Here is a 14,526-nt window from a genome sequence, read left to right as displayed (position 1 = left end):
GATCGTCAGAGCTGCTGTCCGCCGGCCCCCGCTGCCGATGATCGCACCGCGGTGGCCGGCGAAGCGGTCACTTGGTCGGCTGGGCCTTCGAGGTGACGGTGATGGTGCCGGCGGCGATGTCCGCCTTGATCTTGTCGACCTCGGCCTTCAGGTCCGCCGGGACCTTGCTGTCGAAGTCGTGGTACGGGGCGATCGAGACGCCGTTGTTCGCCAGCGTGCCGACGAAGCCCGGAGTGGACTGGAGCTTCTCGCCGCCGGCGGCCTTCAGCACGGCCTCCTTGACGGCGTCCGGGATGTTCTTGACGACGGTGGTCAGGATCGCCGAGCAGTCCGGGGTGCTGTCGCAGCCGTCGATGTCCACCCAGACGACCGAGTACTTGCCGCCCGAGGCCTTGGCCGCGGCGGTGGTGCCGAGCCCGGCGCCGCCGGCGACCGGCATCACGATGTCGGCGCCCTGCGCGACGAGCGCGTCGGACACCTTCTTGCCCTCGTCCTGCTTGACGAAGTCGTTGGTGAAGGAGCCCTTCTGGGTGGCCTTGTCCCAGCCCAGCACCTGGACGTTCTTGCTCTTGGCCGTGTTGTAGTACGCCACGCCGTCGGCGAAGCCGTCCATGAAGATGGTGACCGGCGGGATCGGGAGGCCACCGTACGTACCGACCTTGCCGGTCTTGCTCATCCCGGCGGCCAGGTAGCCGGCCTGGAACGCGGCCTGCGCGGTGTCGAACTGCATCGGGTAGACGTTGCTCACGCCCGGGTTGGCGTCGACGAGACCGAACTGCTGGTTCGGGTTCTTCTCGGCCGCTGCCTTGGTGGCGTCCGACATCAGGCCACCGACGGCCAGGATGAAGTCGCACTGCTGGTTGACGAACCCGGTCAGGTTGACCTCGTAGTCCGCCTCGGCCTTCGACTGGACGTTCTTGATCTCGATGTTGTCGTTCTCCTTCTGCGCCTCCTGGAGGCCCTTCCAGGCCGAGGCGTTGAAGGACTTGTCGTCGACGCCGCCGACGTCGGTCACCATGCAGGCGCTGTACTTCTTGCCGCCGTCGCCACCGGCGTTGTTGTCGTCGTCCGGAGCCTCACCACACGCGGCAGCGCCCAGCACGAGTCCACCCGCCACGACGGCGGAGGCGATCCGCATCCCACGCACAGAGCGCAAGACGTCTCCTTCCCCTTGCACACCGCGTCGTGCACGGTGTGCAGCCCTTTCGCCGGCCTGCGGTGTGCCGCCGGCGTCCCACGTTACGGACGGGAGCGTACGCCCGCGCCCACCCACCGGCCGACAATCGTGCACGACTGTTGAGCGTCCGTTACCCCGGCGTAACCCTTGCGTGGGGCACGTCACTTGTCCGGCTGGCAGGCGTACGCGGCGGTGTCGCGAACGTCCGTTTCCCGAGCTTCCCCGGCTCGCGGCGAACTAACGCCAGAACACCGCCACGGCTGCGTTGACCAGCGTCAAACCGACGATCGCGAGGAAGTGGCCACGGTTGACGGTCTCCCGCTTACGGGAGAAGAAGACCATGACGAAGATCAGCAGCGCGAGCACCAACTTGGTAACAAGTTTCGCCGGGGCCGGCTCGTCCCCGTCCCGCAGCGGAGCGGACAGCCCGACGCCGGTGAGGATCTGGATGATCGCGCCCCAGAGCATTGCCGCGTTGATCCGCAGCCGGCCGGTGACGTACTGGGCAATCGCGCCACCGAGCAGCAGCGCGAAGCCGATCAGATGGACGTAGAGGAGAATCAGTCGAAGAGCTTCCACGCGGCCCATCCTCCCCCATCAACGACGCTTCGTAGTAGTCGCCCCGCGCAGAAGCAGTCATACCGTGACCTCGGCTCGCGTCGGCGGCGCCACCGGCACCCGGGCGTCGGTGGCAAAGCGCCGCCCGACCAGGACCAACCCGAGCCCGACCAGCGCGTACGCGGCCAGCACGGCCAGCGGCCGACCGGCGCCCGCGCCGTCGAAGAAGGCCGCCGAGCGCAGCAGTGTGCCACCGGCGCCGACCGGCAGGAACTGGCCCACCACGCCCCACGGCTGTGGCAGCAGTTCCGGGGCGGCGGAGACGGCGGAGAGCGGATTGCCGAGCAGGAACACGAGCAGCGCGCCGAGCCCGATCCCGGCCCGGCCGAGCAGCGCGCCGAGTCCCGCCACGGTGCCGGCGGCGGCGAGCGAGAACAGCCCGATCGCGCCGGCCTCCCGCCACAGGTTCCCGTCGAGCAGGCCGAGCCAGCCGTGCAGCACCGCGACGCCTGCCGCGCCGGCCAGCACCGCGTACCCGATCAGGCCGGCGAGGCGGGCGCGACGGCCGGCGACCAGCAGCGTGAGCAGCGCGCCGGCCAGCATGCCGGTGAGCGCCAGTGGCAGGAACCCGGCGGCGAAGCCGGCCCCGCGCGGGTCGTCCGGGTCGGTCGGCACGACCTGGGTCACCGGCACCGGGCGGCCGGGCGAGAGCTGGCCGGCGGCCTCGGTGAGCAGGACCGCCACGGCCGGGCCGGCGGCCGGCGCGGTGTGCAGGGCGACGCCGTCCGGGCCGGCCACGAACGCGGCGTACACCTCGCGGTCCCGCAACGCCCGGTCGGCCGCCGCCGCGTCCGGCAGTGTGGTGACTGCGAAGCCGCCGGGCCGGGCCGCGGTGAGCCGTGCGGTCAGCTCGGCGACGACCGGCGGTGGGCCGGCCACGGCCACCGGCAGGTCGCGCGGCGCGAGGTGCGTGGCGGGCGCCGCGAACAGCGGTACGAGCAGCGCCTGCACCATCACCACGGCGCCGACGAGCAGCGCGGCGACGGTCCAGGGCGAGCGGGAGCGGAGCATCGTCTCTCCTTAAAACGAATGTTCGTTCTATTGAAATGAAGCGTGCGCCGCCGTCGGCGCGTTCGTCAAGAACGAACGCTCGCTTTAGAATGTGTGTCGTGCCACGCGTCTCCGAACAGCACCTCTCCGCCCGCCGCCAGCAGATCCTGGAGGCGGCCCGGCGCTGCTTCGTGCGCGACGGCTTCCACCAGACCTCGATGCAGGACGTGGTCAGGGAGGCCGGGCTCTCCGTCGGCGCGGTCTACCGCTACTTCCCCAGCAAGAACGACCTGATCACGGCCATCGCCCAGGCGGTGGTCGGCACCGCCGACGAGAACTTCGCCGACCTCTCGACCGCCGATCCGCCGCTGCCCCTGACCGACGTGCTGGAACGCGCGCTGACCTTCGTCGACGCCCAGCTCGGCCCGGACGGCGTGCTGCCGCTGGCACTGCAGGTGTGGAGCGAGGCGCAGCGGGACCCGGTGCTGGCGGAGTTCGTCGCCGCCACGTACACCCGGTTGCGCGGCCACTTCGTGACCGCGGCCCGACGGGCGCGCGACGCCGGTGAGTTACCCCCCGAGGCCGACCCGGCCGCTGTGGGCGCGGCGCTCTTCGGCCTGGTCCCCGGCTACTTCACCCAGCGCATCCTCACCGGTTCCCCGGACCGCGCCACCTACCTCGCCGGCGCCCGCACCCTGCTGCGCTGAGGTGTTAGGAGGGGCCCCTTGTTATGCACAATGCGTTAACAAGGGGCCCCTTCTTTCACCAGTGCCAGACCTGGAAGGTGGGGCCGTCGGCGGGGAGGGTCGCGGCGCCGGGGCGCAGGGCGGGAGCACCACCGTAGATGTTGTCGGCGGCGGGCAGGCCGGTCAGGCGGACCGGAGTGCCGGCGGCCCGGCGGGCCAGCACCAGCACCGTCGACGTGGGCGCCTCGCGGAGGAAGACCAGCGTGTCCGCGTCCGCGTGCACCCAGCGCAAGCCGCCGTGCCGCAGTGCCGGCTCGTCGCGGCGCAGCGTCAGCAACGACCGGTACGCCTCGAACGTGCGCCGGTCCCAGCTCTGCGGCCGGTGCCACGGCATCGGGGTACGCGAGCCCTCCCCGTTCGTACCGGTCAGGCCCAGCTCGTCACCGGCGAAGACCACGGGCGTGCCGGGCATGGTGGCGAGCAGTCCGGCCGCCACCTCCTGCCGGGCCGCGTCGCCGACCACGGTGCGGATCCGGGCCGAGTCGTGCGAGCCGAGCAGCTGCCACGAGTGCGTGTACGACCGCCAGGACACCAGCGACCGGTAGCCGTTCATGGTGGCGAGCACCGCGCTCGCGTCGCGTCGCCGTACCCCGCCCGGGGTGCCGAGGAAGTTCGGCACCGGGTCGTCGCCGTGACGCAGCCAGGACCAGACCGGGTCGGTGAAGCCGACGTAGTTCATCGTCCCGTGCCAGCCGTCGCGGTCCAGGTCACCGCTGTGGTCGTGGCCGTGCTCGGCCAGCAGCAGCCCGTCCGGGCGGGTCTGCGCCACCACCTCGCGCAGCAGCCGCGCCACCTCGTGGGTGTACGCGTCCGCGCCGCGCCGGCCGGTCATGTTCGCCACGTCGACCCGCCAGCCGTCCAGCCGGTACGGCGGGCGCAGCCAGCGGCGCAGCAGCGAGTCCTCGGCGGTGGCGAACCGGCGGCGCAGTTCCGCGCTGCCCCAGTTCAGCTTCGGCAGCGACTTCACCCCGTTCCACGACTCGTAGTCCGAGCCGGGCAGGTCGAAGTAGTACAGCTCGCGTTCCGGCGCGTCGACGTCGGAGACGGCGGCGGTGAACCAGTCGTGGGCGTCGCCGGTGTGGTTGCTGGTGATGTCGCCGAGCAGCCGCCAGCCCCGGGCGTGCACCGCGTCGGCGAGCCGGGCCAGCGCCGCGTCGCCGCCGAGCAGCGGGTCGACGGTGTCGAAGCTCGACGCGTCGTATCTGTGGTTGGAGCGGGCCGGGAAGACCGGCGTGAGGTAGACGGTGTTGACGCCGAGCCGGTCCAGGTGGTCGAGGCGCTCGGTGACGCCGTCGAGGTCGCCGCCGTAGAACTGGCGGGGCGTCTCCGGGCCGCGGCCGACGACCGGGGTGTCCCAGTCGCACGGGATCGCCCAGTCCGGCGGGGTCCGGCCGTCGGCGGCGGCCGAGCGGGCGAACCGGTCCGGGAAGATCTGGTAGATCACCGCGTCGCGGGCCCAGGCCGGCGGCGGGGCGTAGCCGACCAGCTTGAAGTCGCCGTTGTCCGGCACGTCGTGCCCGGCCAGGCCGGCGGCGTTGAGCCAGCGGGTGCCGCGTTCGCCGTCGAGCAGGAAGCGGTAGTTGCTGACCGGGTTGCGGACCTCGACGTCGGCCCGCCACCACACGTCGCCGTTCTCGGTGCGGTCGATCCGCGCCTCGGCGAAGCGCGGCTCGCCGTCGCCGGTGGTGCGCACGTGCACCTCGGAGACGCCGGATCCGGCCGGTACCCGGACGAAGACGGGAACAGTCTGTCCGAGCGCGGGCTCCTGCTCCGGGACGTAGGTGGCGGAGCCGTCGTGGTGCGGCTGAAGGGGCATGGTGCTGCCTTTCGCGTCGTACCGACAGGGAGAGGGGGCGGGCACCCGCCGCGGCCGGTTCACCCGACCGCGGCGGTCCGCCCGAGAACCGCTCCGGTGTACGCCGACACGACGCCCTTGCCGCAGCGTGAGCCGAGGAGGCTCAGCCCTTTACCGCTCCGGAGGTGAGCCCGGAGACGATGTAGCGCTGGAGCAGTTGGAACACCAGCACCGTCGGGATCGCGGTGAGCAGCGTGCCCGCCGCGAACATCCCGAAGTTGTTGTTGCGCTCGCCCGCGACCAGGCCGAACATGCCGACCGCGAGGGTCTTCGACTCGGGTTCGGTGAGGAACACGTTGGCGATGATGAACTCGTTGATCGACCCGATGAACGCGAGCAGGCCGGTCACCGCCAGGATCGGCGCCACCAGCGGCAGCATGATCCGGAAGAAGACCTGCACGTGCGACGCGCCGTCCATGGTCGCCGACTCGTCCAACTCCTTCGGCAGCGTGTCGAAGAAGCCCTTCATCAGCCACGTGTTCGCGCCGAGCGCGCCACCCATGTAGAGCAGGAACAGGCCCCACGGGGTGTTGAACCCGATCGACGGGTAGAGGTCGGTGAGCGTGGTGAAGATCAGGAAGATCGCCACGATCGCCAGGAACTGCGGGAACATCTGGATCAGCAGCAGCGCGAGCAGGCCGACCCGGCGTCCGGCGAAGCGCATCCGGGAGAACGCGTACGCCGCGAGCGACGACAGGAAGATCGATGCGAAGCTGGCCACGCCCGCGAGCAGCAGCGAGTTGAGGAACCAGTGGCCGAACGCGGTCTGGTCGAACAGGTTCGTGAAGTTCTCCAGCGACGCCCCGGTCGGCAGCAGCTCGGTGGAGGAGAGCGTGCCGAGCGGGTTGAACGCCGCCGAGATCACGAACAGGATCGGGAAGAGGCTGAACGCCACCGCCAGCACCCCGACCAGGTGCCGCCAGCCGACCTGGGCGAACCAGCGGCCGCGCGAGCGGCGAGCCGGCCGGCGGGTGGCCGCCTGCGTCTGCGCGATGGTGGTCACGAGTACACCTCCTCCTGCTTGCGGGTCCGCCGGAAGCTGATCGCCGACACCGTCGCCACGATCGCGAAGATGAAGATCGAGACGGTGGCGGCCAGGCCGAACTCGGCGCCCTGCGCGCCGAACGCGAGCCGGTACGTGTAGGTGATCAGCAGGTCGGTGGCGCCGTTGGTCGGGTTGTCCGGCGCGAACGGGCCGCCCTCGGTGGTGAACAGGATCGCGTTGACGTTGTTGAAGTTGAACGCGAACGACGCGATCAGCAGCGGCGACAGCGCCACCAGCAGCAGCGGCAGGGTGACCGCCCGGAACGACTGCCAGGGCGACGCCCCGTCCACCGAGGTCGCCTCGGTCAGCTCCCGGGGGATGGCCTGCAACGCGCCGGTGGCCACCAGGAACATGTACGGATAGCCGAGCCACAACTGCACCAGCACCACCGCGATCCGGGCGGACCAGTTGCCGCCGAACCAGTCGACGTTCAGCCCGAACAGGTTGTTGAGCAGGCCGAAGTCGGTGTTGAACATGTCCCGCCAGATCAGCAGCATCGCGAACGACGGCATCGCGTACGGGAGGATCAGCAGCACCCGGTAGAAGTTGGTGCCCTTCATCCGGGGTGAGTGCAGCGCGAGCGCGATCGCCATACCGAGCAGGAAGGTGAAGCCGGTGGAGCCGATCGCGAACGCGAAGTTCCAGGCCAGGGTGCCGAAGAACGGCTTGGAGATGTTCGGGTCGGTGAGCACCGTGCTGAAGTTCTTCAGCCCGACGTCGACCTTCCAGCCCTGGGCGAGGCGTTCCCCGTCGGCGGCGACGAAGGAGCCGACCTTCTCGTCCGCGGTCCACGTCTTGCCGGTCTCGCTGTCCTTGACGCAGTCGCACGCGGCGTCGTACGCCCGGATCGCCTTGCCCTCGTAGGCCCGGGTCAGGCCGTTGGAGCGGATGGCGCCGTCGTCGGTGGGCACGATGAGCGCGGTGATCGCATCGCTGCGGCTGCTGGCCTGCCCGATGTTCAGCAGGGTGAAGCCGTCCGCGGCGGTGATCTTGCCGCTGAGGCTGCTCACCTCGACGTCGGCGGCGTCGAGCTTGCGGAGCCCGTCCGCGTCCCCGGCGAAGACCTCCTGGGTCTTCGGGTCGCTGAGCAGGAAGGTCAGCGAGCCGGTCGCCGGATCGCCGGTGGTGGCGATGGTGAGGTTGTACTCGGTCGAGCCGGGGACCTGCTTCACCGAGGAGGTCTGCACGGCGACGATCGCGTCGTCCTTGCTGCCACGGTGGCCGTCGCCGAAGTTCGTGAACGCGGTGCTCGCGGTGTGGAGCACCGGGAAGACCTGGAAGGCGATGAGGAAGAGCGTGCCGGGGACCAGGTACTTGGCGGGGATGTGCCGGCGGCTCAGGTAGAGGTAGAACAGACCGGCGGTGGTGGCCACCAGGACGCCCAGCCCGATCCAGTGTTCGGCCTCGATGAGCGGGAACGCCGCCCAGATCGCGATCCCGGCCACCAGGCCGAGCAGGACCACCTTGACGACGAGGCCGGTCGCGGTGATCGGCGCGTGTTGCCGCGCGGTACGGGACGTGCGCGGGAGCCCACGGCGTACGGGCTCCCGGCCCGGGGCCTGCGGTGCAGGCCCCGGGCCGGACGGCGGCGCGCTCATTACTTGATCTGACCCTGGATGGTCTTGCCGGCGGCCGTGATCGTCTTGGCCGGGTCGGCGCCGCCGATGATGGCGGCCTCGGCCTTGCCGAACGGGTCCCAGATCGCGGCCATGGCCGGGATCGCCGGGAGCACCTGGCCGTTCTTGCCGGCCTCGGAGAACTTGGCCAGGTCCGCGTCCTCGCCCTTGACCTGGTCGAAGGCGGCGGTCAGCGCCGGCGGGCGCGGCTCGGCCTTGTACAGCGCGACGGCCAGCTCGGGCTTGGTCACGTAGTTGGTGACGAACTCCTGGGCCAGGGCCTTGTTCTTGCCCTTGGCGGCCACGTAGAACGCCTGGACGCCCACGAACGGCTGGGCCTCCTTGCCACCGGCGAAGCCGGGGACCGGGGAGATGTCGTACGCGATGTCGGCCTTCTTGGCGTCGGCCACGGCCCACGGGCCGGAGACCAGGAACGCGCACTTCTTGCCGGTGAAGGTGGCGATGGAGTTCTCGCCGGTGATGGAGCGCTTCAGCGCACCCTCGCCCTTCTCACCCAGCTGGGCGATCTTCTGGAAGGCAGCGATCGATTCCGGCTTGCCCACGCCCAGGTCCTTCGGGTCGTAGTCGCCGTTCGCCGCGGTGCCGAACAGGTAGCCGCCGCCCGAGGTGTAGAGCGGGTAGATGTGGTACGCGTCGCCGTTCTGGCCGGACTGCAGGCAGAGGATCTCGCTGGCCTTCTTCTCGGCCTTGAGCTTCTTGCCGGTGGCGACCAGGTCCTCGATCGTCTTCGGCGCCTCGGGGGCCAGCTCGGTGTTGCGGATCAGCGCGACGTTCTCGGTCGCGTAGGGCACACCGTAGAGCTGGCCGTTGAACGTGACGGCCTTGATCGCGGTCTCGTTGAACCCGGACTTCTGCTCGGCCGGGAGCTGCACCGGGTCGATGGCGCCGTTCTGGACCAGGTTGCCGATCCAGTCGTGCGCGCCGACCACGACGTCCGGGCCGCTGCCCTGCTGCGAGGCGGTGACGAAGTTGGTCTGCAGGTCCTTGGAGACGGCTTGGACCTCGACGGTCACGCCGTTCTCCTTGCCGAACTCCTCGGCGAACGGCTTGAGGGCGGCCGTGCGCTTGTCGTCGGCCCAGATGACCAGCTTGCCGCCGGTCGCCTTGGCGGACTCGTCGGCGGCCGGCTTGTCGCTGCCGCTGTCACCACAGCCGGAGGCGGCGAGCGCCAGGCCGAGGACGGCGACCACACCCGCGGTACGGATGCGCATCGGTACTCCTGTCGTCATGGCGGCCCGCCGGGGGAAGGGCGGCCCGCCAGTGGAAACCTCTGAAATTTCTTGCTGACCGGCGCGGGATGCTGCGCCGCTGCTCTCGCATGTTGCGGGGACGTTAGCAAGAGGTTGCAGAGAATGGAAGGGCTTGCAGGAGCGTACGCAAGACTTTGCCTTTGGGCTAAAGTGCCGCACATGCGCGCTCGACTGTCCGACATCGCCCAACAGGCTGAAGTCAGCGAGGCCACGGTGTCGCGGGTGCTCAACGACCGCCCCGGTGTGGCCCCCGAGACCCGGCAGGCCGTCCTCACCGCGCTCGACGTGCTCGGCTACGAACGACCGGCCCGGCTGCGCAAGCGCAGCGCCGGACTGGTCGGCCTGGTCGTGCCGGAGCTGGACAACCCGATCTTCCCGGCGTTCGCCCAGATCATCGAGTCCGCGCTCGCCCCCACCGGCTACACCCCGGTGCTCTGCACCCAGACCCCTGGTGGCGTCCGCGAGGACGAATACGTGGAGATGCTGCTGGACCGGCAGGTCTCGGGCATCGTCTTCGTCTCCGGCCTGCACGCCGACACCGCCGCGGACCATGACCGCTACCGCACCCTGCTGGCCCGGCCGCTGCCGATCGTCATGATCAACGGTTACGCCCCGGGCATCCCCGCGCCGTTCGTCTCCTGCGATGACCGGGAGTCCGCCGAACTCGCCGTCGCCCACCTGGTCGCGCTCGGGCACCGCCGGATCGGTCTGATCACCGGCCCGGACCGGTTCGTGCCGGTGCAGCGCAAGGTCGCCGGCTACAAGGCCGCGATGGGGCGTCTGACCGACATCGCCCCCGACGAACTGGCCGAGCTGACGGAGCTGTCCCTGTTCGGCGTCGAGGGCGGCGAGGCGGCCGCCGGACGGCTCATCGAGCGCGGCGTGACCGGACTGGTCTGCGGCTCCGACCTGATGGCGCTCGGCGCGATCCGGGCCGCCCGCCAGCGCGGGCTGTCGGTGCCGGGCGACATCTCCGTGGTCGGGTACGACGACTCCCCGCTGATGGCGTTCACCGACCCGCCGCTGACCACGGTGCGTCAGCCGGTCGCCGCCATGGCCGTGGCCGCGGTGCGGGCCCTGGTCGACGAGATCAACGGGCACCCCTCCCCGAACTCGGAGTACCTGTTCCGCCCCGAGCTGGTGGTACGCGGTTCCACAGCGGTGGCCCGCCCCACCGACCCACCCAAGCGCCAGCGCCCCGCCCCGTCCCTTCCCATCCCCGCCTGACCCCCGCACCCCCTCTCCCCACTCCCCCACTGCCCCGCCCCCTTCTCCCCGTTGATCAAGGAGTTTGCGGCGCAGTCGATCTCCCTCCCGGACACAAACTCCTTGATCACCGCTCAACCCGCCCGGAGTTGGGCGGGGCGGGCGGTGCGGGTGAGTGGGCGTCCCGGGATGCGGGAGGCGGCGCGGGGGGTGGCGCGGGTGATGACGGCCATTTCTTGCGCAAGGAATGCTTGACTCTTGCAGTGTGATGGCGGCATTCTGCTCAGACACCCTGCGCCGCACCAGAAGCCGCCACAGAACGGGACCGACAGCGATGGCCTCCGCCCCCCGCACCACCTCACGCACCGCCGACGACTGGTGGCGGTCCGCTGTCGTCTACCAGGTGTACGTCCGTAGCTTCGCCGACGCGAACTCCGACGGTGTGGGTGACCTCCAGGGCATCCGGCAGCGCCTGCCGTACCTGCGGGACCTCGGCGTGGACGCGCTCTGGCTGACGCCGTTCTACACCTCGCCGCAGGTCGACGCCGGCTACGACGTGGCCGACTACCGCAACGTGGACCCGCTGTTCGGCGACCTGACCGACTTCGACGAAATGATCACCGACGCGCACGCGCTCGGCCTGCGGATCATCGTGGACATGGTGCCGAACCACACGTCCAGCGCCCACCCGTGGTTCGCCGCCGCGCTCGCCGCCGGACCGGGTTCGCCGGAGCGCGAGCGCTACCTGTTCGCCGAGGGCAAGGGCGAGCAGGGCGAGCTGCCGCCGAACGACTGGGAGAGCATCTTCGGCGGTCCGGCGTGGACGCGCGTGGTCGACGGCCAGTGGTACCTGCACCTGTTCGACCCGGCCCAGCCCGACCTGAACTGGCGCCACCCGGAGGTGCGGGCCGAGTTCGAGGACGTGCTGCGCTTCTGGCTGGACCGGGGCGTGGACGGCTTCCGGATCGACGTGGCCCACGGGATGATCAAGGCCGAGGGTCTGCCGGACGTCGGCTTCAACTCGATGACCACCGGCCAGCGCCAGTCCGAACTGCTGGGCAAGGGCCGGCTGCCGTACTTCGACCAGGACGAGGTGCACGACATCTACCGCGCCTGGCGGCCGATCCTGGACAGCTACCCGGGTGGCCGGATGGCGGTCGCCGAGGCGTGGGCGGAGACGCCGCAGCGGCTGGCCCGCTACATCGGCCCGGACGAGCTGCACCAGGCGTTCAGCTTCGACTTCCTCGACGCCACCTGGTCGGCCGACTCGTTCCGCAAGGTGATCGACACGGCGCTGGCCGAGTCCACGATCGTCGGCGCGCCGACCACCTGGGTGCTCTCCAACCACGACCGGCAGCGGCACGTCACCCGGTACGGCGACGGCGAGGTCGGCCTGCGCCGCGCCCGCGCCGCCGCGCTGCTGATGTTTGCGCTGCCCGGCTGCGCGTACGTCTACCAGGGCGAGGAACTGGGTCTGCCGGAGGTGCTGGACCTCCCCGACGAACTGCGTCAGGACCCGGCGTTCCGGCGTACCGGGGAGAGCCGGGACGGCTGCCGCGTGCCGATCCCGTGGGGCGGCGAGCTGCCCCCGTACGGCTTCGGGCCGGACGGCAGCGAGCTGAGCTGGCTGCCGGCACCGGCGACCTGGCGGTCACTGTCGGTGGCCGCCCAGACCGGGGCGCCCGGCTCGACACTGGAGCTGTACCGGGCCGCGCTGCGCATCCGGCACGAACACCCGGCGCTGGCCGGTCTGGACGCCATCACCTGGCTGGAGACCGAGCCCGGCGTCCTGGCGTTCCGCCGTACCACCGGGGACGCCGAGGTGACCTGCGTGGTGAACATCAGCGGCGCCGACGTGACGGTGCGCGGCTACGGCCGGCCGCTCGTCGCGAGCGCCGACCTCACCGAGCGGGGCGACGGGCACGTCCTGCCGGTGGACGCGGCTGCGTGGTTCGAACGGCGCTGAGCCGGGTAACCCGCCAACGACCTGGCCGTCCGTTGTGCCCCGCGCCGACGGGCGGCTGGGCTGCCGACCCCTTGTGGTGGGGGGTGAGGTGACCCCGGCCCCTCGGGAGTGTGCTCCCCGGGGGCCGGCGTCCGTCGGTGGCGCTGAGCGTCCTCAGCCGCCCTTCGTGGTGAGCAGCGCGGCGATCCGAGCGAACCCGGCCCGGATCTCCTCCCGGTCGGGTGCCCTCGCCGGCTCGGGCTCCGGCTCGCGCTCGGCGGCCCGCTCCAGTTCCTCGTCGATGACGTCCTCGAAGTCGCCGTAGAGGTCCGCCTGGTCGACCTGCGCCGCCTCGTCCTCGGCCGCGATCTGCGCGACCGCGATCTCGCCGCGGATCTCCTCCGGAGTGAGCGCCGGCAGCAGCGGCTCCACCACCGCCATCAACTGCTCGTCGGCCACCACCGCCTCGGCCAGCGCCAGCGCGTGTGGTCGCTCGTACGGGCCGCAGACCACCGGCTCCCAGTCGTCCTCGGCGCCGAGCGGGCCGAACGTGATGATCCACGGCAGGCCCCGGATCGGGGAGTCGTCCGGCAGGTCCAGTGTCACGAGTGCGCCCACCGGCCCATCATGGTCGGCACGCATCGGCCCGGGGAACGCAATCATCCGACTCTCCCCGCTTCGGGGACCACGCTCAGCCACGCGTACCGGCGTCCAGCGCCGCACGGACCAGAGCGACCGCCCGCTCCGGCGGGACACCGAGGCGGCGCGCCTGCTCGGCGTACTCGGCGGCGGCCCGCTGCAGCCGGTCGGTGGCGTCGTCCCGGCCGGGTGCGACCACGGTGCCGTGCCGGCCCCGCGTCTCGACCAGCCCGGCGCCCTCCATTTCCCGGTACGCCCGCGCCACCGTGTTGACCGCCAGCCCCAGGTCGGCGGCGAGCTGCCGCACCGCCGGAAGCCGGGTGCCCACCGGCAGCCGCCCGTCCCCGATGCGCGCGGCGAACTGCGCCCGCACCTGCTCGTACGGCGGCACCGCCGACTCGGCGTCGATCCGGATCCGCGCGCTCATCCCGCTCCCCCCGGTGTGCCCGGTTCGGTCTCCTCGTCGAGCACGTCCGCCTCCACGTCCACCTCCCGGGCACCGCCCTCGGCCAGGTCCACCACCCGGCCGTACCGGCTGGTGGCGGCGAGCGCGGCACCGAAGAGCACCAACTGGTTGAGCAGGTAGAGGTAGAGCAGCAGGCCCACGGCGGTGGCGACCACGGTGTACGCGGGGTTCCGCTCGGTGCGTACCACGTAGTAGCGCCCCACTGTGTTGAGCAGGGTGATCCCGACGGCGACGGTCAGCACCGCCGGGCGCAGCCGGCGCCGGCTCATCCGCAGCCGGGGCACCGCCAGCAGCAGCGCGGCGGCGAGCACGGCGTTCACCAGCACGCTCAGCACCGCGCTGACGGTGGTCAGGCCCACCGAGCCGGTGCTGCGCAGCAGGAAGCGCAGCAGCGACTCCAGCGCGTCCACGGCGGCGACCGAGACGAACAGCAGCACGAAGACCGCGACCAGCACGCCCAGGTCGACCAGGCGCCGCACCACCAGGTTGCCGGGCTGCTGGTTGAAGCCGTACATCAGCCGCTGCGAGGAGCGGATGGCCTCCACCCAGCCGATGCCGGTGAAGACCAGGATGACCAGGCCGACCACGCCGACGGTGCCGCTGCTCTCGGCGATCTGCACCGGGTCGAGGAAGGGCAGGTTCTCCTGCAGGAAGTGGGCCGCGCCGCGGCTGACCTCCTCGTTGTCCCGCAGCACCGCCCCGAAGATCCAGTACGCGACGAGCGCGAGCGCGAACACGGCGAAGAAGCCGTAGTAGGCGATGGCGGCGGCGAGCCGCCCGGCGAGCAGGTCGGCGTAGAGCGTCCCCGCCCGCCAGACGTGGTCGAAGACCGACGAGCGGCCCCGGGCCGCGTCGATGCGGCGCCCCGCCGCCGCCTCGATCCGGCCGAAGACATTCACCCCGTCATCCTCGCCGATCTCCGCCCGTCGCGGAGGGGCCCCGGCCGGTCGGA

Annotated in this window: 13 protein-coding genes; 3 read left to right on the top strand and 10 right to left on the bottom strand. The window is 71.3% G+C overall.

Going from position 1 to position 14,526, the window contains the following annotated elements; genetic code table 11:
- Positions 1 to 67 precede the first annotated feature (67 nt).
- From C569_RS0112200 to C569_RS0112190, 3 genes are all read right to left on the bottom strand, one after another.
- Positions 68 to 1,138 carry a BMP family protein gene (locus C569_RS0112200; protein WP_018786062.1) on the bottom strand — a complete coding sequence of 357 codons (1,071 nt, stop codon included), beginning with the start codon at positions 1,136 to 1,138 and terminating at the stop codon, positions 68 to 70.
- Positions 1,139 to 1,414: 276 nt separating this feature from the next.
- A complete protein-coding gene (locus C569_RS0112195) occupies positions 1,415 to 1,756 on the bottom strand; it encodes a hypothetical protein (RefSeq protein ID WP_026268052.1) in 342 nt (113 codons plus the stop codon).
- 57 nt (positions 1,757 to 1,813) lie between these two features.
- Entirely contained in the window at positions 1,814 to 2,806 is a 993-nt protein-coding gene (locus tag C569_RS0112190) for a hypothetical protein (protein WP_018786060.1), read from the bottom strand.
- A 98-nt stretch (positions 2,807 to 2,904) separates the two neighbouring features.
- Between C569_RS0112190 and C569_RS0112185 the strand changes: the two genes are divergently transcribed.
- Positions 2,905 to 3,492, top strand: a complete 588-nt coding sequence (locus C569_RS0112185; protein WP_026268051.1) for a TetR/AcrR family transcriptional regulator — start codon at positions 2,905 to 2,907, stop codon at positions 3,490 to 3,492.
- Positions 3,493 to 3,547: 55 nt separating this feature from the next.
- Here the strand turns inward: C569_RS0112185 and C569_RS0112180 are convergent, their stop codons facing one another.
- From C569_RS0112180 to C569_RS0112165, 4 genes are all read right to left on the bottom strand, one after another.
- On the bottom strand, positions 3,548 to 5,347 hold the full coding sequence (locus C569_RS0112180; RefSeq protein ID WP_018786058.1) for a glycoside hydrolase family 13 protein: 1,800 nt from the start codon (positions 5,345 to 5,347) through the stop codon (positions 3,548 to 3,550).
- A 142-nt stretch (positions 5,348 to 5,489) separates the two neighbouring features.
- On the bottom strand, positions 5,490 to 6,389 hold the full coding sequence (locus tag C569_RS0112175) for a sugar ABC transporter permease (RefSeq protein WP_018786057.1): 900 nt from the start codon (positions 6,387 to 6,389) through the stop codon (positions 5,490 to 5,492).
- Positions 6,386 to 8,029, bottom strand: a complete 1,644-nt coding sequence (locus tag C569_RS0112170; RefSeq protein WP_018786056.1) for an ABC transporter permease subunit — start codon at positions 8,027 to 8,029, stop codon at positions 6,386 to 6,388. Before C569_RS0112170 ends, C569_RS0112175 begins: the two co-directional genes overlap by 4 nt.
- Positions 8,029 to 9,279, bottom strand: coding sequence for a maltose ABC transporter substrate-binding protein (locus tag C569_RS0112165; RefSeq protein ID WP_018786055.1), 1,251 nt, complete (start codon positions 9,277 to 9,279; stop codon positions 8,029 to 8,031). The genes C569_RS0112170 and C569_RS0112165 overlap by 1 nt, the downstream gene beginning before the upstream one ends.
- Positions 9,280 to 9,477: 198 nt before the next feature.
- Between C569_RS0112165 and C569_RS0112160 the strand changes: the two genes are divergently transcribed.
- Together C569_RS0112160 and C569_RS0112155 are read left to right on the top strand one after the other, a co-directional pair.
- The gene (locus C569_RS0112160; protein WP_026268050.1) at positions 9,478 to 10,545 is read left to right on the top strand and encodes a LacI family DNA-binding transcriptional regulator; all 1,068 of its coding nucleotides are present in this window, start codon (positions 9,478 to 9,480) and stop codon (positions 10,543 to 10,545) included.
- Positions 10,546 to 10,858: 313 nt separating this feature from the next.
- On the top strand, positions 10,859 to 12,490 hold the full coding sequence (locus tag C569_RS0112155) for a glycoside hydrolase family 13 protein (RefSeq protein WP_018786053.1): 1,632 nt from the start codon (positions 10,859 to 10,861) through the stop codon (positions 12,488 to 12,490).
- A 153-nt stretch (positions 12,491 to 12,643) separates the two neighbouring features.
- Here the strand turns inward: C569_RS0112155 and C569_RS0112150 are convergent, their stop codons facing one another.
- The 3 genes from C569_RS0112150 to C569_RS0112140 form a co-directional block, all read right to left on the bottom strand.
- Positions 12,644 to 13,087: a hypothetical protein gene (locus C569_RS0112150; protein ID WP_018786052.1), complete on the bottom strand. Its 444-nt coding sequence runs from the start codon at positions 13,085 to 13,087 to the stop codon at positions 12,644 to 12,646.
- A 73-nt stretch (positions 13,088 to 13,160) separates the two neighbouring features.
- On the bottom strand, positions 13,161 to 13,535 hold the full coding sequence (locus C569_RS0112145; RefSeq protein ID WP_018786051.1) for a GntR family transcriptional regulator: 375 nt from the start codon (positions 13,533 to 13,535) through the stop codon (positions 13,161 to 13,163).
- The gene (locus tag C569_RS0112140; protein ID WP_018786050.1) at positions 13,532 to 14,473 is read right to left on the bottom strand and encodes a YhjD/YihY/BrkB family envelope integrity protein; all 942 of its coding nucleotides are present in this window, start codon (positions 14,471 to 14,473) and stop codon (positions 13,532 to 13,534) included. The genes C569_RS0112145 and C569_RS0112140 overlap by 4 nt, the downstream gene beginning before the upstream one ends.
- Positions 14,474 to 14,526 lie beyond the last annotated feature (53 nt).

This window comes from Micromonospora sp. CNB394 (assembly GCF_000374985.1).
In the GTDB taxonomy this organism is placed as follows: Bacteria; Actinomycetota; Actinomycetes; order Mycobacteriales; family Micromonosporaceae; genus Micromonospora; species Micromonospora marina.
Note: the sequence above shows the minus strand (reverse complement) of the source record. Positions and strands in the feature narration are given on the sequence as shown.

What these genes read in the sequence shown, in the direction of transcription:
- C569_RS0112200 (WP_018786062.1), bottom strand. Translation starts at nt 1,138, where the DNA reads ATGCGGATCGCCTCCGCCGTCGTGGCGGGTGGACTCGTGCTGGGCGCT.
- C569_RS0112170 (WP_018786056.1), bottom strand. Translation starts at nt 8,029, where the DNA reads ATGAGCGCGCCGCCGTCCGGCCCGGGGCCTGCACCGCAGGCCCCGGGC.
- C569_RS0112145 (WP_018786051.1), bottom strand. Translation starts at nt 13,535, where the DNA reads ATGAGCGCGCGGATCCGGATCGACGCCGAGTCGGCGGTGCCGCCGTAC.
- C569_RS0112165 (WP_018786055.1), bottom strand. Translation starts at nt 9,279, where the DNA reads ATGCGCATCCGTACCGCGGGTGTGGTCGCCGTCCTCGGCCTGGCGCTC.
- C569_RS0112155 (WP_018786053.1), top strand. Translation starts at nt 10,859, where the DNA reads ATGGCCTCCGCCCCCCGCACCACCTCACGCACCGCCGACGACTGGTGG.
- C569_RS0112190 (WP_018786060.1), bottom strand. Translation starts at nt 2,806, where the DNA reads ATGCTCCGCTCCCGCTCGCCCTGGACCGTCGCCGCGCTGCTCGTCGGC.
- C569_RS0112160 (WP_026268050.1), top strand. Translation starts at nt 9,478, where the DNA reads ATGCGCGCTCGACTGTCCGACATCGCCCAACAGGCTGAAGTCAGCGAG.
- C569_RS0112180 (WP_018786058.1), bottom strand. Translation starts at nt 5,347, where the DNA reads ATGCCCCTTCAGCCGCACCACGACGGCTCCGCCACCTACGTCCCGGAG.